Below are 17,393 nucleotides of genomic sequence, written 5' to 3'. Positions count from 1 at the left end.
ATGTGACAGATCGCCTTCCTAACTCCGGGGCGCAAATTCCCTGAATCCTCCCAAGGAGACGATTATGACCACGACCTTCAAGAGCGGCCTGACCGCCGCCGCTTTCAGTGCAATCCTCGGCCTCTCTGCCTTTTCGGCCACGGCAGCTCCCCTCCAGTCGAGCGCGACGGAGCAAGGTGCGACAGCGCGCCCGGTTGCTCAGGAAACCAAGGTTGAACATGACAGGCGCACGACCGGTTCGATCGGCGAGCGCGCGGAAAGCATGGGTTCGACACACTATATGATGAACCCGAAGAAGCCCCTCAACATGGATTGCAAACTCGGCTTCAACCCCACGAGCAGCTCCAGCTGCAACTATTGACGAGCGCCCCGCCGTTCGCGGCCAAGTTGGCAGACTTTGTCGGCAATATGGAGGCGGCCTTTTTGGGCCGCCTTTTGCTGTAGGGACCGGTACAACCGTCTTCCACAAATCTTGCATCAACTGCAAAAATGCAATAAGTGAAAAATCAACAGAGATTTCGACAGAAAAAACCGCGCAAATCGCCTGTTCGCACAGGTGTTTGATGCGTCTGCCTTGGAATTGCCATGCTCGCCGCGATGGTCGCATTTCATAATCAATCGAATTTCAGACAGGTGGGATAGTCATGACCGCAAAGGCTGCATGCTCCGATTTCCTGCATTTTTTTCGCTCCTGGATCAGCAACCCGCTTCGTGTCGCCGCCATCGCGCCGTCGGGCGATTCGCTTGCCAGGATCATGACCAGTGAAATTGCCGCGCTCGACGGGCCGATCATCGAGCTTGGCCCCGGAACCGGCGTCTTCACCCGGGCGCTGTTGACGCGCGGCGTCAGCGAGGCGGATCTGACCCTGATCGAGTACGGCCCGGAATTCATCGCCGCGCTGCAGGCGCGTTTCCCTATGGCGCGTGTGTTGCAGATGGATGCGGCCCAGCTCGCCCATGCCGATATTTTCGAGGGCGAACCGGTCGGCGCCGTTGTCAGCGGCCTGCCGCTCTTATCGATGTCGCCGCGCAAGATCGCCTCGATCCTGGCCGGAGCCTTCGCCTATATGCGGCCGGGCGGGGCCGTCTATCAATTTACCTATGGGCCGCGCTGCCCGGTGCCGCGGCCGATCCTCGACCGTCTCGGCCTGAAGGCGGTGCGCATCGGCGGCACGGTGCGCAACCTGCCGCCGGCCTCCGTCTACAGGATTTCCCGCCGCAAACCGCTTGAGCTGTCGCGCGAGCGCTTCAGCTATCGTGAGAGCGAAGCCGAACTCGACGATATTGCCGCTTTTTCCAACGAAACCGGCGGCTGAGTGATGATGCCGGGCTGACATGGCTGACAGCAAACGGACGGCGACCGGGGAAGGCAGGCGGGAACGCAAGCGGCGGCAGACGCGCGAGCGCATCGAGCAGGCGGCGATGACACTCTTTCTCCAGCGCGGCTTCGAGGCCACGACCGTCGAGGACATCACCGAAGCGGCCGACGTCTCCAAACGCAGCTTCTTCGACTATTTCCCCTCCAAGGAAGAGGTGGTGTTTGCCTGGCAGGATAGTTTCGCCGATCGGCTGATGGCTGCGATCGCCGCAAGGCCGGCAGAAGAGCCCTTGGTGGCCGTGGTCGAGGCGGCGATCATCGCCACCGTCATCGCCGCTGTCGACGAGCGCGGCCTGGCGCTCGCTGAACTCATTCATCGCACGCCGGCGCTGAACGCCCGCGACCAGCTGAAATATGCCAGGCTGGAGCAGAAGCTTGCCGAGGCGCTGCTTCTTCGCAAGGGAAATGATCCGGCAGAGCGGTCGCGCATGCGCATTCTTGCCGCGGTCGTCATCGGCGCGCTGCGCGTCGGGGCCGAACTCTGGCAGCAGCGCCCGCCGGATGCCGCGCCGCAGGATTTTGCCAGGGAAATCTTCGCCGAGCTCTGGAGGATACTGGCGGAATTCGGCGACGAGGCGAAGACCAGGCTTTGATGTCGGTCGCTCAATACGCGCACCCTGCGGCATTTTCGGTTCCGTCCCTGTCCGTGCCCGCGGCTCCCTCCTATATGTGCAAGCGTCATAACGGCCATAGTCTCGATATCACCGTGATCGGCGGATCATCACCGCGCGCCGATGAGCGGTGAACCCGGCACCGCGCTGCGCCACCCACTTTAACGATTTCATTGACCAGGAGAGGAAAGATCATGTCCAGTCATAATGCAGCCAAGTCAGGCACCTTCAAGATCGGCGGCGAGATCGCCGTCAACCGTCTCGGTTTCGGCGCCATGCGGGTCACCGGCAAGGGCATCTGGGGCGAGCCCGACGATCATGCCGAATCCATCCGCACGCTGAGGCGCCTGCCGGAACTCGGCGTCAACTTCATCGATACCGCCGATTCCTACGGTCCCGATATTTCCGAATGGCTGATCAAGGAGGCGCTGCATCCCTATGGCGGCAAATCCATCGTCGCCACCAAGGGCGGCCTCACCCGTCATGGCCCCGACATCTGGCTGCCGGTCGGTCGCCCGGAATATCTGATCCAGCAGGCGCATAAGAGCCTGCGCAATCTGGGGCTCGAGCAGATCGACCTCTGGCAGCTGCACCGCATCGATCCGAAGGTGCCGGCCAAGGAGCAATTCGATGCGATCAAATCGCTGCTCGATGCCGGTCTTATCCGCCATGCCGGCTTGAGCGAAGTCTCCGTCGCCGACATCGAAGCGGCCTCGAAGCACTTCAAGGTCGCCACCGTCCAGAACCGCTACAATCTCGTCGACCGCACCAGCGAAGACGTGCTCGATTACTGCGCCAAGCACAATATCGGCTTCATCCCCTGGTTCCCGTTGGCCGCCGGCGATCTCGCCAAGCCCGGCTCGCTGCTCGACACGATCGCCAAGAAACACAATGCCGCGCCAAGCCAAATTGCGCTCGCCTGGGTTCTGAAGCGCAGCCCGGTGATGCTGCCGATCCCCGGCACCTCCAAGGTCAAGCATCTAGAAGAAAACGTCGCGGCTGTGGATATCACGCTGTCGGACGAGGAATTCTCCGCACTCGATGCCGAGGGCCGGAAGGTCTTTAAGGCGGCTTGAGGAGCTGACCGGCGGAGCCAATCCAAAACCCCTCCCCACAAGGGGAAGGGGCCAACTTGCTGCACCGCTTCAAGTAACCGTCGATCGCACCAATCCGTCGAACGGTAACAACAGACAAAGACCTTCACCGTCTTTAGCCCCTCCCCCTTGTGGGAGGGGTTGGGGAGGGGAAAGGGCGGGAGGATGAGCGGTAGGCGGCGACCTCTGAGTTGCAGCAAGATTTTTCGGCACAATTTTGACCACCTGGTCAAACATGCCGCAAAATGAGGCGCCTCCCTGCTGTTTCCTAGGCAAGCCTTGCACTGAGTGCAATGCTGCATTGCGGTATTTTCGCTGTTCCCGATCAAATGAATGGGGTATCACTATCTTCGTAAGCAGCGCACTCCTCCTCCCAGCGCTCTTACATCGGACTGACAACACTCCTCCTCCCAGTTGTCAGTCAGGATCAAGAGCCTGGCGCACCTCCTCCCGCGCCAGGCTCTTTTCGTTTTCCCAATCAAGCTCTTCCTTCTAGGCAATTTGACTCTGCGGCTGTCGTCGGCCTATTTGAACGGGCGCCGCCTGTCGGTGCGCGAACCGATTGGAGTTTGGTCATGATCGGCAGATGGCGCGGCCCGCGGGCGGCTCTGACAGGTCTTCTGCTCGCGGCGTTCGCGCTTGCCGGCTGCGGCGGCAGGCCGGTCGGCGTCATGCAGGCGGCGGGCAGCGTTCCCCCGGGTACGTCGAAGGTGGACCTTCTCGTCGCGACAACGCGCGCTGCCGACGACAATCCGGCCGTGCTTTTCTCAGGCGAACGCGGCACCGGGCTTACCGTCAATGCCGTCGATGTCTCGATCCCGCCGGAGGCCAATCGCAAGGTCGGCCAGGTGCAATGGCCAACGCGGCTGCCGGCCGATCCCTTACGCGATTTCGTCACCGTGTCGGTCGATCCGCTCGAAGGCGAGCGGGCGGGCGAGACCTGGCTGAAGGGCCATATGCCTAAGAGCCGCCGGGTGCTGGTCTTCGTGCACGGCTTCAACAATCGGTATGAGGATGCCGTCTACCGCTTCGCCCAGATCGTCCATGATTCGCATGCCGACGTCGCTCCCGTCGTCTTCACCTGGCCCTCACGCGCAAGCATCTTCGATTACAATTACGACAAGGAAAGCACCAACTATTCCCGCGACGCGCTGGAGGAATTGCTGACCCGCACCGCCGCCAATCCCGCCGTCAGCGACGTCACCATCATGGCCCATTCCATGGGCACATGGCTGACCGTCGAAGCGCTCAGGCAGATGGCGATCCGCAATGGTCATGTCGCGTCCAAGATCAACAACGTCATCCTCGCCTCGCCGGATCTCGATGTCGACGTCTTCGGCCGCCAGTTCGCAAGCCTCGGCAAGGACCGGCCGCATTTCACCATCTTCGTCTCCAGGGATGACCGGGCTCTGGCGTTGTCGCGGCGCATTTCCGGCAATGTCGATCGCCTCGGCCAGATCGATCCTTCGGTCGAGCCCTACCGCAGCAAGCTGGAGGCGGCCGGCATCACCGTGCTCGATCTCACCAAGCTCAAGGGCGGCGACCGGCTGAACCACGGCAAATTCGCCGAGAGCCCCGAAGTGGTGAAGCTGATCGGCGACCGGCTGATTGCCGGCCAGACGATCACCGATTCCAATGTCGGCCTCGGCGAAGCCGTCGGCGCAGTGGCGATGGGCGCTGCCCAGACGGCCGGAAGTGCCGTCAGCGTCGCCGTCAGCACGCCGATCGCCATCTTCGATCCGCGCACCCGCCGCAACTACGACGCCCAGCTGAAGCGCCTCGGCCGGTCGGTCGACAATACCGTCGGCTCGGTCGGCGACAGCGTCGGCGCCGGCCTGCCGGAAAGCCAGTAAAAAATCCATAGGCATCACTACCGATCTGATATATCAGAGTGGCGAACGGCAATTCTGTCTGCAGTATGGGTGGGTTGATGGCATGGCTGAAGAGACGAAGAAGAGGGTTGTTGTCGTCGGCGCAGGCGTGATCGGCGCCTCGATCGCCTTCGAGCTGCAGCGGCGCGGCCTTGCGGTGACCTTGGTCGACAAGGGCGAGCCGGGACGCGGCACCTCCTTTGGCAATATGGCGAGCATCGCGCTCGATTTCGTCGCCGGTTCCGGCCCCTCGACCTGGAAGAAAATGCCTGGCTGGCTGCTCGATCCCGAAGGCCCGGTCTGGCTGCGGCCCTCCTATGCGGCAAAGATGCTGCCCTGGTTCCTGCGTTTCCTCGCGGCCGGCCGCCCGTCGCGCCTCCGCGCGATCGAGGATGCCGGCATGAGCCTCTCACAGCGCGCCCTCGGCGATTTCAGGCAGATGCTCGGGGCGATCGGCGCGCCCGAGCTGATGACCGAGGAAGGGTGTCTGGCGATCTACGAGACCGAGGCGGAATTTGCCGCCGACCGCGGCCATCTCGCCATGATGCAGCGTTACGGCCTCGAATTCGAAGTGTTGAGCAACGGCGCCATCCAATCTTATGAGCCGGCGCTTTCCCCTTCGATCGCCAAGGCCGTGCTGCTGCCCGACAACAAGTCGATCCGCGATCCCTATCAGCTGGTGGTCAAACTTGCCGAGGCGGCCAAGGCCGCGGGCGCGGCCTTCGTCTCCGGTATGGTGCGGAATATCGAGCGCAATGGCGATGGCACCGCCGTCGTGCTGCTTGAAGACAGCAGCCGCATCGAGGCGGATTCCGTCGTGCTGGCCGCCGGCGTCCACACCCGCTTCCTCGCCGAAAAGCTCGGCGAGCCGATCCCGCTTGAAACCGAGCGCGGTTATCACACGCAGATCATGAAACCCGGCATCTCCATGCGCTATTCGATCATCTGGCCGGCGCGCGCCTTCATGGTGACGCCGACGGCGGGCGGCATCCGCGTCGGCGGCAATGTCGAACTTGCCGGCCTCGATGCAGCTCCGGATTTCCGCCGACCGCGGGTGCTGGTGCGCCATGCCCAGCGCGCGCTACCGGGTCTCAAACTCGAGGAGGCGACGGACTGGATGGGCCATCGCCCGGCGCTGCCCGATACGATCCCGATCATTTCGCCGTCCTCGAAAATGCCGGGGGTTTTCTATGCGACAGGCCACGGTCATCTCGGCCTGACCTATGCGGCAACGACAGCGCGGCTGATCGGCGATATGGTGACCGGGCTCAAGCCACCTCTCGACATCACCCCGTTCCGCATGGACCGATATTAGGATTTACTGTCGATGGCGGCCTCGGCCGTCACATCCGAACTGGAGTTTACGACATGAGATGGAAACGCACGATCCAGCTGCTGGATGTCCATGCCGAGGGCGAGATCGGCCGCGTCGCGATCGGCGGCGTGCCGAAAATCCCGGGCGATAGCATCGCCGCCCAGCTGCATTGGCTGAACACCGATCCGAAGGGCGACGAGCTTCGCCGCTTCCTCTGCCTGGAGCCGCGCGGCGCCCCGATCGGCTCGGTCAACCTGCTGCTGCCGGCAAGGCATCCGCAGGCGGATGCCGCCTTCATCATCCTGCAACCGGATCAGGCGCATGCGAGCTCCGGCTCGAACTCGATCTGCGTCACGACGGCTTTGCTCGAATCCGGCATCGTCGAGATGCAGGAGCCGGAGACGATCGTGACGCTCGAAACCGCGGCCGGCCTCGTCAAGGCGGCAGCAACCTGCCGCGACGGGCGCTGCGAGAAGGTCAAGCTCACCATGGTGCCTTCCTTCGTGCACGAACTCGACGTCGAGATCGACACGCCGCATTGGGGAAGGATCAAGGCCGATCTCTGCTATGGCGGCATCTTTTACGCCCTGGTCGATGTCGGCCAGATCGGTCTGACGATCGAGAAGGCCAATGCCGCCGGCCTCGTCCAGGCCGGCATGATCCTCAAGGAGCTGATCAACCGCGATATCAAGGTTGTCCACCCCGAGATCCCGGCGATATCAGGCGTTGCCTATGTGATGTTCCGCGATAGCGAAGCCGACGGCACGGTGCGCACCTGCACCACCATGTGGCCGGGCCGGGCCGACCGCTCGCCCTGCGGCACCGGCAATTCCGCCAATCTCGCCGCGCTCCATGCCCGCGGCAGGGCGAAAGTCGGCGACGTCTTCACCTCGAAATCGATCATCGGTTCGCAGTTCGAGGTCGGGCTGCAGGCGGTGACCGAGGTGGCCGGCCGCCCCGCGGTCATCCCCACTATCACCGGCCGCGGCTTCACCTTCGGCCTGACCCAAGTGGCCCTCGACCCCTTCGACCCGCATCCCGCAGGCTTCGCGCTGACGGATGTCTGGGGGTCGTCGGCGGGAGAGATCTGAACGCCCAAGGCCACGATGGGCCGGGGTGGATATGGGCATCAACCAGATATGCTGCCGGCGAGGTTGGCGTTTGAGCGTTTCCGACCGGGCAGCGGGGTCGCGTCAATTGCCCGCTCCGAGCACCTGCGCAGCAGCGAGGAATCGTCGATCACATGCGCCGGCACCGCATAATAGCGGCGAACCGTCACGTCCCTGCCGGCAGCGCGGTAGCTGAACGGCTCTGAGCCATCTGCCTCGAACTCCGCGCGCATTGCGGCGTCGACGCGCAGATACAACGTGCCCTTCATGACGAATCCGAACTGCGCGCCGTTTCGGACGAGGGCGGATCCGCCGAAGAACCGCCTTACATCGATGGCGCCCGGTGGGGCGATCTGGCTCGCAAATTCGAGCGCCAACTGGCGTGTCGCCTCGCTAGTCATGGGGCTGCCCCGCCGAAGGATCAAAGAAGCCGGTGATCGCGCTGAGCCGGCCATCGGACATCGCCGCGAAGCTTGTCCCCGTCTGTAGGACGGTCTCGTCGTCGTGGCGCAGTTCCCAGCGTGCCAGCGAACGTTCATTGTGATGGAGGACACTCAATATTATGAACCTGCCTGCCGGCATACTCTCCTTGAAGCCGGCCATGTAAGCCGAGAGGCCGGCTCGCCCGGCGATCGCTCCATTCGGATCGCAATAGGTCACATCGTCGGCGAGGCATGCCAACATTTCCGGCTCGCGTGCGTCAGCGTCCAGCGACCAGATGGCCGCATATCGATTCCATAGCGCCTCAGGCGTCATAACAGTGTCTCCAGTTGATTGAATTCGTCTTCGATCGCCTGCAGCAGGCTGGCTTTGTCTTCGCCGCCGCGAATAAGCACGAGTAGGCCTTGATAGAGGGCAAGAAGACGGACGGCTGTCCGGTCCGCCTTGGCTTCGTCCGCGTCTCGAGCCACATTCGACGACTCGCCGAGCCTCGAGCGGAACGTGCTGCGAAGAAGACCGAGCGCTGCCTCGACACGGGGATGCGTTTTGACGTCACCGCCAAATTCCACAGCCATGTTGGTGATCAGGCAGCCGAGGGAGCCATTGTCGGGCTCATGCAGCAGTGAAAGGAACAGTTCGCGCAAGCCTTTAAGGCCGCTCCCCGGCGGCGCAAATCGCTCGAGCCGCGCCTCCAGGACCGCCCGATTGTAATGTCTGAACGCCGCGTCGAAGAGCCCGGCCTTGTCGCCGAAGGCGTGATAGATGCTCCCGCCTTTGAGGCCCGTAGCCTCTTCCAGGTCTCGGATCGACGCACCTTGATAGCCGTGCTTGCGAAAGACGTGCATCGCCCCCTTCAACACCGCCTCCTCATCGAATTCCCGCGTTCTGCCCACACTCGCCTCGATTCTTTATTGATCATTCTAGAATGACCGATCAAGAATGCGAGTGCAAGACCTTTCGTAAACTTTCACCAATCATGCCTCCGATGTCGCTGACGAGATGGGCAACGTGACGAGATTAAGGATTCCGTCGCGGATAGGCCGCGTAGCCGAAATCGAAATCCCTTATCTCAATTGCCGCGGCGACTGGTTGAATTTCTGGCGGAAAGCCGTTGCGAAATGTGCGGCATCCGAAAAGCCGGTCTCGAAGGCGATCTGCGTCATCGAGAGCGTGCTGTTCTCCACCAGAAAGCGGGCATAACGCAGGCGGGTCTCGATGATGAACCGCTTCGGGGTCATGCCGATGCCTTGCTGGAACAGGCGCCCGAACTGACGCGGCGACAGCCCGATCATGCTGGCTGCCTGCTCGGGTGATACGTCGCGGCCCTTGCGGCTCTCGATCAAAACGACCGCGCGCTGAATGCGGGAATCCTCGACATGTCGAAAGCTGGAAACCCGGCCTTGGTCGAAAGCGCTCAAGCCCTTGTGCTCGGTCAAAGACAGCTGGTGAACTGCCTTGGCCGCCCGGTCGGGGCCGCAATGGGTGCCAATGAGTTCCGTCATCAACGACAGGATCGAGACGCCGCCGGGAACGGTGATGCGGCCGTTCTCGATCAGGAAGTCGTCGCGCGTCGAGAATGCCTGGCGCGGAAAGGCGATCTTGAAATCCTCGGCATGGAAGGGATGAACCGAGGCTTTGCGCCCGGTCAACAGACCTTCTTGGGCGAGTACGAAGACGCCGGTGCAGACGCCGATCACCGGGACTCCGGCGGATGCGGCGACCCGAAGGTAGTCGCGATGCTTGCTGGGTGCCGCGCGTAGATGCGGCAGGAGACCGCCGATGACGGCGATATAGTCGAAGTCCGTCGGGTTGATATAGGGCGCATCGGCCTGCACGCGGATGCCGCAGCTCGCCACCGCGACGTGGCCCGGCGCTCCCATGATCGACCAGCGGCAATGCAGGGGTCGGGAGTTGTCGGCGAAATCGGCGGCATGCCGCAAGGGCTCGACGATCCCGGTCAGCGACATCATCGGGAAGCTCGGCCAGAGCAGAATACCGATGGAGAGATCGGCCTTGCGGTCTCGGGCGGCCAAAAGCCGTTCGGCCCACAAACTGTCGAGCCAGCGGACATAGTCCGGCTCGATGGCCGGTGCATCTGAAGGGGTGGCGTCTGTGTTCATGGCGGCCGACCTTAAGTCAGCCATGTCGCTATTTCAAAGAAAATGTCCGATTTCTAAAATTCAACGCCGCCTTTCGGTGGCAAGCTCACTCTCGTCGAACTCGACATCCGGCGACAAGACCCACCGGACCGGGGAACCAAAAACAAATCAAGGATCAGAACAATGGCACTTTCTCTTTCGAGAAGGGTGGTGATGTGCGCGCTGCTGGCAGGCAGCTTCATGGCATCGGCACCGCTCGCAAACGCATTCGAACTTGCCGAGCAGGGCAAGCTGACGGTCGCCTTTACGGGAGACATGCCGGGCTCCGGCTGGCAGGACGGCAAGCTGATCGGCTACGATGGCGAGATCATGCAGCGCATCGCCGACAAGCTCGGCCTCAAGATACAGCCGGCGCTGATGGAATGGTCGGGTACGATCGCCTCCGTGCAATCCGGTCGCGTCGACGTGATGCTCGGCACGATGGGCTGGACCGAGAAGCGTACGAAGATCATGACGTTGTCCGAACCGATCCATTATTTCAAGAACGGCATCATGCAATCGAACAAGACCAACTGGGATAAGCTTTCCGACCTGGAAGGCAAGAAGGTCGGCACGATCACCGGCTTCTCCTTTGTCCCGGAACTGAAGATGATCAAGGGCATTGAGCTCTCGCTCTACGACACATCCGACGCTGCCGTGCGCGATCTCATTGCCGGGCGTATCGATGCCGTCATCGGCGACCCCCCGGTGGTTTCCTACGCCATCAAGCAGAATCCGGATTGGAACATGCACTTCCTTGCCTTCACGGATAACAGCGCGGATTTCCCGCTGCTCACCGGGCTCGGTCAGGTCGTCTATGGTCTCAACCAGAAGAACGACGATCTGCGTCAGAAGATGGACGCGATCATCGCCGATATGTGGAAGAGCTGTGAGATGAAAGAGATCGGCGCACGCTACGGATTGTCCGCCGATGTCTGGTTCAAGCCGGTGGGTGCAAACTTCCGTGCCGGCGTCGACCGCCCCGGCGATTACAAGCTTCCCTCCTGCGCAGCCGGCGGCTGACCGGGCTGACGGATGAAGGCTGGGGCAAGCGGCCTTCATCCGACCTCTTCGCCACGACACAACAGCATAAGGAAACGGCGATGAATGCGCTTTTGAGCGTGGCGGGCCTGCGCAAGAGTTATGGCCCTGTCGAAGTCCTGAAGGGGATCGATTTTACCGTCGCGCCCGGTGAGAAGATTGCCCTGATCGGCCCCTCGGGCTCCGGGAAATCGACCTGTCTGCGCTGCATGAATTTTTTGGAGAAACCGAGTGCCGGTGAGATCTGCCTCGATGGCGAGCGGATCGGCGTTCGCAACGGCCAGGTGATGAGAGACCGGCAGCTTGCGCCACAGCGCGCCGAGATGGGCATGGTCTTCCAGCTCTTCAATCTCTGGCCGCATCTCTCTGTGACGGAAAACGTTGCGATCGCGGCACGCAAGGTCCGCGGCCTGTCTGCCGGCGAGGCGCGCGAATTGGCCCTGGAGATGTTGGCGAAAGTGCACATGACGCACCGCGCCGATGCCTCGCCGCTGGAGCTGTCCGGCGGCCAGCAGCAGCGTGTGGCCATCGCGCGGGCGCTCGCCCAGAAGCCGAAACTCATGCTTTTCGACGAACCGACCTCAGCTCTGGATCCCGAACTGGTCCATGAGGTTCTGAAAGTGATGGAAGAGCTCGCTGCCGAAGGACGCACGATGCTGATCGTTACGCACGAGATTGCCTTTGCCCGCGACATCGCTGACCGGGTGCTGTTCCTCGACGGCGGAAAGATCGTCGAGGCCGGGCCGGCGCGCCAGGTCATTACCGCGCCGCGCGAGGCACGCACGCAAGCCTTTCTCAACAAGATCCGGCACTAGGCGCCATGAGCGGATTCTCGCTATTCCTCTCCGTCGTTGAAGGGCTCGCCGCCGGGCTTGAGGTAACCGTCTTGGTGACGCTGGCCTCGCTGGCTTTTGCAACCGGCGTCGGCTTCCTCCTTGCCCTCGTCAGGCAATTCACCGCCATCAGGGTCGTCAATCTGGCGATCGACGCCTATTGCGAAATCCTCTGCAACGTGCCGGCCCTGACGCATCTGTTCATCCTCTATTTCGGGCTTGCCAGCATCGGCGTGAGGCTGACCTCGATTGCTGCCGCCATTCTGGGCCTCGGACTGATCGGCGCAGCCATTACCTCATCGATCTTCCGCGCTGGTTTCGCCTCTTTGCCAAAGGGCCAGGCGGAGGCGTCGCTTGCCGCAGGTCTGACGCCGCTCCAGACGATTTTCGAGATTTTGACGCCGCAGGCCATGCGGATCGCGCTGCCGGCGCTCGGGAATTACGCGGTGCAGCTCCTCAAGGACACCTCAGTCGTCTCGGCCATCGCGGCGCCTGAAATCATGTTCTTCGCCCGCTCCATGGTCACCTCGTCCTTCCAGACAACGATGATCTACGCGACGGCGGCGGCACTCTATCTGCTGCTGAGCCTGCCATTGATGCAGGTGACGCGATTCCTCGAAAGACGTTACGGGAGGCTGAAAGGATGATCGGGTTTTTCGCACCCTACCGCGACTATGGTGGCGAATGGCTGCCCTTGTTGTTGCGGGCAATGGTGAATACGGCAGTGCTTTCCGTATGTGCCTTTGCTCTGGCGCTCGTGCTCGGTTTGCTGCTTTCGCTGTGCCAGAGATCAGATTTCCAGGCGTTACGGCATTTCGCGGCCCTTTATGTGACGGTCGTGCGCGGCGTGCCGCTGCTCGCGGTGCTGTTTCTGCTTTACTTCGGCCTGCCCGGCATTGGGATCGTCTTCGATGCTTTCGGCGCGGCGATCGCAGGTTTGGCGCTGTGTTTTGCGGCTCAGATCGCCGAACTCTTCCGGGCCGGGCTGAAGGCGATCCCGGCGGGGCAGCGCGAGGCGGCCCTGGCTGTCGGTCTCACGCCGGTTCAGAGCTTCCGGCTGATCATCTTCCCGCAGGTCGTCCGCGTCATCCTGGCGCCGATGATCGTCACCTTCGTCGCGCTTCTCAAGGATTCCTCGCTTGCATCGCTGATCACCGTCAACGAACTGGTTCTGACCGGCCGGGCGATGGCGACCGAGTATTTCCTGCCGCTGCAGATCTATGTGGCGGTCGGCCTCTGCTACTTCGCGATCGCCTGGCCGTTTTCTGTCTTCTCCCGCCGGCTTGCCGTGCCCGCCCGCTAAATCATAAGGTTCAGACCATGACCACCGATATGACCGTTGCCGCGGTCACCGCGTTTCCCGCCGCGCCGGCACGTAAGGCCCGCCCCCTCATTCTCATAACGCCCGATCTCGACGAGACGCCGCAACAGCCGACGGAATGCGAATATGTGGTGCGCTCGAACTATGCCGAGGCCATCACCAGCGCCGGCGGGGTGCCGCTGATCCTGCCCTATGACGCCGAAAACATCGAGGCGGCGCTGGCGCTTGCCGATGGGATCGTCCTGACCGGCTCCCGGCCGGGGGCCGAAGTGGCCGATCGGCGCCGCGACTTCGAGCGTCAGCTGGTGGCCAAGGCGATGACGGCAGGCAAACCGCTGCTCGGTATCTGCCATGGCATGCAGCTGATCGGCGAGTGCCTCGGCGGCGAGTTCCTCAGCGAGCTTCCGGCCGCCGGCATTTCGCACATCCCGCAGGACCTCCCCGATGAACTGGCGCACGAGATCATCGTCGAGCCCGGCAGCCTGCTTGCCGGCTGGGTCGGGACGGGGCCGACCCGGGTCAACAGCCTGCATCGCCATGCGCTGTCCGGTCACGGGCGCTTTCGCATCATCGCGCGGGCACCCGATGGGATCATCGAGGCATTCGAGGGCGAGACCGAGGCATTTTGCCTGGGGATCCAGTGGCATCCGGAATACCGTCTGACGGCCCTCGATCTGGAAATTCTCAAGGCTTTCGTCGCGCGCAGCGCCGAAGCCGGCAAAAGCAGAAGGGCTGATCCCGGCATGAGCGCAAGCGATGCCGTGCACAGGCGTCTTGCCGTCCTCGGCCTCAGCTTGCCGGAAGCCGCAATACCGCCCGGGGCTTTCGCCGGCGCTGTGCGAACCGGCAATATCGTCACCATGTCCGGTCAGGTGCCGGTGACCGGTGGAGCTGTTTGGCGGACCGGTCGGCTCGGGGCGGATGTCTCGATCGAGGAGGGCCGCGAATGCGCGCGGATCTGCCTTCTCAACCTGCTTGCTCAGCTTGAGCGCGCCGGTGATGGGTTCGACAAGGTGCGCGGCTTCGTGCGGCTTGCGGGCTATGTTGCCGCAACGGATGATTTTACCCGCCATGGGGCGGTCGTCGACGGCGCGTCCGAGCTGCTGCGCGATCTGTTTCCGGATCGGTGGGAGCACGCCCGCATTGCGATCGGCGTGTCATCTCTTCCGCGGGGCGTTCCGGTCGAAATCGAGCTGACCGCGCTTGTGGGAAGCGAGGTCTGACATGGCGCGCATCGCAGTCATCGGCGCAGGCGTGATCGGCGTTTCCTCGGCCTATCTATTGGCCAAGGCAGGGCACGATGTGACGCTTATCGATGCAGCAGCCGAACCCGGCAGCGGCGCCAGCGCCGGCAATGCCGCGCAGCTCTCCTGGGCCTATGGCGATGCGATGGCATCTCCCGGACTGCTCAGGCATCTGCCGGCCATCGCTCTCGGCCGCGACCCCGCCTTCCGGATACGCTGGCAGCTCGACCCGGATTTTTTTCTCTGGGGGCTGCGCTTCCTCGCCAACGCGTCATTTTCGCGATGGTGGAGCAATACCCGGGCCATTCTGGAACTCGCCGGAGAGTCCCGCCGCGAACTCGCATTGCTGGTGGCGGAAACCGGTCTGTCCTTCGACTACCGGCTTGCGGGAAAGCTGCATCTCTATCCGGATCAGCGTAGCTTTGCCGCGGCCCAATCAGCCGTCTCACGGAAAAATGCACTCGGATTCGAGCAGCAGCTGCTCTCGAGCGCGGAAGCCCAGGAGATCGAGCCTGCCCTTGCCGGCTACCAAGGCGAAATCGCCGGTGCGGTCTACACGCCGGGTGATGCGCTCGGCGATGCAGCCGGCTTTTGCCGTCAGCTGACACACCATATTGCTCAGCACCACCGGGTGTCGCTGCTCTTCGGCCGGAAAGTGGCTGGCTTCTCACGACAGGCGGACAGGCTTGCGGCCGTGAGGTTCGACGACCGGGAGGAACTCGCGGTCGATACCGCCGTCGTCGCTGCGGGCGCTCAGGTCCGTCTGCTTGCCGCGGAGCTGCCGGAGGTCCGCCCGGTGCGTCCGGTGAGAGGCTATTCGCTGACCGTGCCGCGGACCGCTGCCGCACCCGCCATCAGCCTCACCGACGTAAAACGCAAGCTGGCTTTCGCATCGATCGGGGATCGTTTCCGCGTCGCCGGTCTTGCCGATATGGACCGCCCGGGCGCGGGCTTCGACCCGGCGCGTTTCGAAGCGCTGCGCGGCGCAGCCGTCGGCGTCCTGCCGGCCCTCTTCAAGAACAGCGTCGTTCTGATGCGATGGTCAGGCGAGCGGCCGATGACCCCGTCATCCCGCCCGATCATCAGGCCCTGCGAGCATCTGAAAGGTGTTTACATCAACACCGGCCACGGAATGCTCGGCTGGACCTTGGCATTGGGCTCGGCCCGAAAAATGGTGGACCTGATCGCCACACAGACGAGATGATGACTAGACGATAGCTAGTAAACGAACGGATCCACCCCGGCCGCCGACGGTGTGCCCGGTTCTTTCGGATAGATCACGCCCTTGCGCAGGATGATGTTGGCATAGAGCCTGGGTTCGCTGGTCTGGATCACCGCATGGGCGGCCTTCACCCGGCCGTAGAAATCCGGGCCGACGAGCGGCACCACCGGCCGGTGCGGCTCGTGACGGGCGCAGCAGTCGATCATCTCCTCATGCACCGGGTCGAGCTTGTCGCGCTCAGCCTTGACGGTCGAGCGGAAGATCGCTTCCGGCACGAAATCGTCGATCGGCAGCACGCTGAGCACGGCATTGAGGACCGGGATCAGGTGGTGGCCGTCGAGCCGGATCAACCGGCGCGCATGTTCGACGCCCGGATAATTGCCGTCGACGATGGCGATCTCGTCGCCGTGGCCCATGGCCCGAAGCGTAAAAAGCAGCTCCGGGCTCAACAGCGGATCAAGTCCTTTCAGCATTGTCTACCTCCTTGAAGAGTACGTTCTGGTCGGTGAGGTAACGCGCAAAGATCGGCAGGCTGGCGCCGCCGATGGCGCGCGCCTGGGCGCCGACCGCGCCCTCGATGATTTCGGGCATGACGACGCCCTGCAGGTCGAGCTTGGCGGCTTCGTCGATGGTGGCCTGCACAACGCGGCTGCGCACCCAATGGGGAAAACCGCCGTCGATCACGGCGGCGCTGAAATCGACGATCGAGGCGGCCGCGACGATCGCCTGCGCCAGCGCCTTGGCGCTATCCTGGATCCAGGTCTCCATCGGCTCGCCGAAATCCACCCAGTCGTCGGCCGAATACCACAGCGGCTCGGGATCGATGCCGCGCTCGCGCAGCATGTTTTCGAGCACGAAGATCGAGGCGATTTCGAGCAACTGCATCGTCTCGCCGTTCTTTCCCCGCACCGGCAGGGGGCCGATTGCGCCGGCCGTGCCGGTGCGGCCGGAAAAGATCGCCGAGTTGAGCACGATGCCGCCGCCGATGAAGGAGCCGATGAAGAAATAGACGAAATCCGGGTAGGACGGCCCGACACCGAAGACCAGTTCGGCCCCGCAGGCGCTGGTCGCATCGTTCTGCATGAAGACCGGATGGGAGACGCGCGCGGCGATGTCGGCCTGCAGGTCGACATCGCGCCAGACCTCCATGGCTCCAGGCGGCGCGCCCACCTCTTCGGCCCAGTTCCAGAGTTCGAAGGGGGCGGCGATGCCGAGGCCGGCAATGCGGCCGCGCTGCTTGTCGTCGAGCCGGTCTTCGAGTTCCTGGATGCCCGAGGTGACGAAGGCGAGGATTTCTTCCGGCAGCGGATAGGCATAGGTGCGGTGCAGCTGCATGCGGATACGACCGACGAAATCCATCAGCACAAGATCGGCGCTGCGCCGGCCCATCTTCAGGCCGAAGGAATAGACGGCGTCGGCATTGAGATGCATAGGGATCGACGGCTGTCCCACACGGCCGCGCACCGGCGCCCCGCGCGACAGCAGACCTTCCTTCTCAAGCACCCGCATGATCACCGAGACGGTCTGGGCCGACAGTCCGCTGCGGCGCGCGATATCGGCCTTCGACAGCGCACCGTAGAGACGCACCAGCGACAGCACGAGCCGTTCGTTATAGGCCCGGACCCTGACCTGGTTCGCACCTCCGGCCGGATTTAGAATTGGCGGCGGGACCGGCGTGTGTTCCGGTCCATCCAAAGACGACATGGCCGCTCCTCCCGATTGTTGGCCTATGCCCAATTCGATCGAGCATGCCACATCGAATTAATAATTCAATT

Annotated in this window: 19 protein-coding genes; 13 read left to right on the top strand and 6 right to left on the bottom strand. The window is 62.9% G+C overall.

All coding sequences use genetic code 11. The features are described from left to right. Positions 1-64 precede the first annotated feature (64 nt). The 7 genes from FHX03_RS05035 to FHX03_RS05005 all read left to right on the top strand — a co-directional run bounded on the left by FHX03_RS05035 (position 65) and on the right by FHX03_RS05005 (position 7,360). Positions 65-361 carry a hypothetical protein gene (locus FHX03_RS05035; protein ID WP_097624710.1) on the top strand — a complete coding sequence of 99 codons (297 nt, stop codon included), beginning with the start codon at positions 65-67 and terminating at the stop codon, positions 359-361. 283 nt (positions 362-644) lie between these two features. Continuing rightward, positions 645-1,316: a class I SAM-dependent methyltransferase gene (locus FHX03_RS05030; protein ID WP_097624711.1), complete on the top strand. Its 672-nt coding sequence runs from the start codon at positions 645-647 to the stop codon at positions 1,314-1,316. A 19-nt stretch (positions 1,317-1,335) separates the two neighbouring features. After that, on the top strand, positions 1,336-1,971 hold the full coding sequence (locus FHX03_RS05025; RefSeq protein ID WP_183852797.1) for a TetR family transcriptional regulator: 636 nt from the start codon (positions 1,336-1,338) through the stop codon (positions 1,969-1,971). A gap of 212 nt (positions 1,972-2,183) precedes the next feature. Continuing rightward, a complete protein-coding gene (locus FHX03_RS05020) occupies positions 2,184-3,065 on the top strand; it encodes an aldo/keto reductase (protein ID WP_097624713.1) in 882 nt (293 codons plus the stop codon). Between the two features lie 593 nt (positions 3,066-3,658). Continuing rightward, the gene (locus tag FHX03_RS05015) at positions 3,659-4,936 is read left to right on the top strand and encodes an alpha/beta hydrolase (RefSeq protein ID WP_097624714.1); all 1,278 of its coding nucleotides are present in this window, start codon (positions 3,659-3,661) and stop codon (positions 4,934-4,936) included. Positions 4,937-5,018: 82 nt separating this feature from the next. Beyond that, complete coding sequence (locus tag FHX03_RS05010; protein WP_183852796.1) at positions 5,019-6,269, top strand: NAD(P)/FAD-dependent oxidoreductase; 1,251 nt, start codon at positions 5,019-5,021, stop codon at positions 6,267-6,269. 53 nt (positions 6,270-6,322) lie between these two features. Continuing rightward, positions 6,323-7,360: a 4-hydroxyproline epimerase gene (locus tag FHX03_RS05005; RefSeq protein ID WP_183852795.1), complete on the top strand. Its 1,038-nt coding sequence runs from the start codon at positions 6,323-6,325 to the stop codon at positions 7,358-7,360. Between the two features lie 38 nt (positions 7,361-7,398). Here FHX03_RS05005 and FHX03_RS05000 read toward each other — a convergent pair whose 3' ends face one another. The 4 genes from FHX03_RS05000 to FHX03_RS04985 all read right to left on the bottom strand — a co-directional run bounded on the left by FHX03_RS05000 (position 7,399) and on the right by FHX03_RS04985 (position 9,939). Further along, positions 7,399-7,779, bottom strand: coding sequence for a TfoX/Sxy family protein (locus FHX03_RS05000; protein WP_183852794.1), 381 nt, complete (start codon positions 7,777-7,779; stop codon positions 7,399-7,401). Continuing rightward, the gene (locus FHX03_RS04995) at positions 7,772-8,134 is read right to left on the bottom strand and encodes a nuclear transport factor 2 family protein (RefSeq protein WP_183779248.1); all 363 of its coding nucleotides are present in this window, start codon (positions 8,132-8,134) and stop codon (positions 7,772-7,774) included. The genes FHX03_RS05000 and FHX03_RS04995 overlap by 8 nt, the downstream gene beginning before the upstream one ends. After that, a complete protein-coding gene (locus FHX03_RS04990; RefSeq protein WP_183852793.1) occupies positions 8,131-8,712 on the bottom strand; it encodes a TetR/AcrR family transcriptional regulator in 582 nt (193 codons plus the stop codon). The genes FHX03_RS04995 and FHX03_RS04990 overlap by 4 nt, the downstream gene beginning before the upstream one ends. A 171-nt stretch (positions 8,713-8,883) precedes the next feature. After that, the gene (locus tag FHX03_RS04985) at positions 8,884-9,939 is read right to left on the bottom strand and encodes a GlxA family transcriptional regulator (RefSeq protein WP_183852792.1); all 1,056 of its coding nucleotides are present in this window, start codon (positions 9,937-9,939) and stop codon (positions 8,884-8,886) included. Positions 9,940-10,101: 162 nt separating this feature from the next. Between FHX03_RS04985 and FHX03_RS04980 the strand changes: the two genes are divergently transcribed. The 6 genes from FHX03_RS04980 to FHX03_RS04955 all read left to right on the top strand — a co-directional run bounded on the left by FHX03_RS04980 (position 10,102) and on the right by FHX03_RS04955 (position 15,600). Beyond that, a complete protein-coding gene (locus FHX03_RS04980; RefSeq protein WP_097624721.1) occupies positions 10,102-10,980 on the top strand; it encodes an ABC transporter substrate-binding protein in 879 nt (292 codons plus the stop codon). A gap of 80 nt (positions 10,981-11,060) precedes the next feature. After that, complete coding sequence (locus tag FHX03_RS04975; RefSeq protein ID WP_097624722.1) at positions 11,061-11,813, top strand: amino acid ABC transporter ATP-binding protein; 753 nt, start codon at positions 11,061-11,063, stop codon at positions 11,811-11,813. Between the two features lie 5 nt (positions 11,814-11,818). Next, a complete protein-coding gene (locus FHX03_RS04970; RefSeq protein ID WP_183852791.1) occupies positions 11,819-12,478 on the top strand; it encodes an amino acid ABC transporter permease in 660 nt (219 codons plus the stop codon). Next, a complete protein-coding gene (locus FHX03_RS04965) occupies positions 12,475-13,134 on the top strand; it encodes an amino acid ABC transporter permease (protein WP_097624724.1) in 660 nt (219 codons plus the stop codon). The genes FHX03_RS04970 and FHX03_RS04965 overlap by 4 nt, the downstream gene beginning before the upstream one ends. A 17-nt stretch (positions 13,135-13,151) precedes the next feature. After that, positions 13,152-14,375, top strand: a complete 1,224-nt coding sequence (locus FHX03_RS04960; protein WP_183852790.1) for an Atu1372/SO_1960 family protein — start codon at positions 13,152-13,154, stop codon at positions 14,373-14,375. Position 14,376: 1 nt separating this feature from the next. Beyond that, positions 14,377-15,600, top strand: a complete 1,224-nt coding sequence (locus FHX03_RS04955) for an FAD-dependent oxidoreductase (RefSeq protein ID WP_183852788.1) — start codon at positions 14,377-14,379, stop codon at positions 15,598-15,600. Between the two features lie 14 nt (positions 15,601-15,614). Here the strand turns inward: FHX03_RS04955 and FHX03_RS04950 are convergent, their stop codons facing one another. Both FHX03_RS04950 and FHX03_RS04945 read right to left on the bottom strand, forming a co-directional pair. Next, positions 15,615-16,091 carry an RbsD/FucU family protein gene (locus FHX03_RS04950; RefSeq protein ID WP_097624727.1) on the bottom strand — a complete coding sequence of 159 codons (477 nt, stop codon included), beginning with the start codon at positions 16,089-16,091 and terminating at the stop codon, positions 15,615-15,617. Then, the gene (locus FHX03_RS04945) at positions 16,075-17,322 is read right to left on the bottom strand and encodes an ROK family transcriptional regulator (protein ID WP_097624728.1); all 1,248 of its coding nucleotides are present in this window, start codon (positions 17,320-17,322) and stop codon (positions 16,075-16,077) included. Before FHX03_RS04945 ends, FHX03_RS04950 begins: the two co-directional genes overlap by 17 nt. Between the last annotated feature and the right edge of the window lie 71 nt (positions 17,323-17,393).

Origin of the sequence: Rhizobium sp. BK456, assembly GCF_014194045.1 — a bacterium.
GTDB lineage: Bacteria > Pseudomonadota > Alphaproteobacteria > Rhizobiales > Rhizobiaceae > Rhizobium > Rhizobium redzepovicii.
This window is presented reverse-complemented; position numbering and strand designations above follow the sequence as displayed.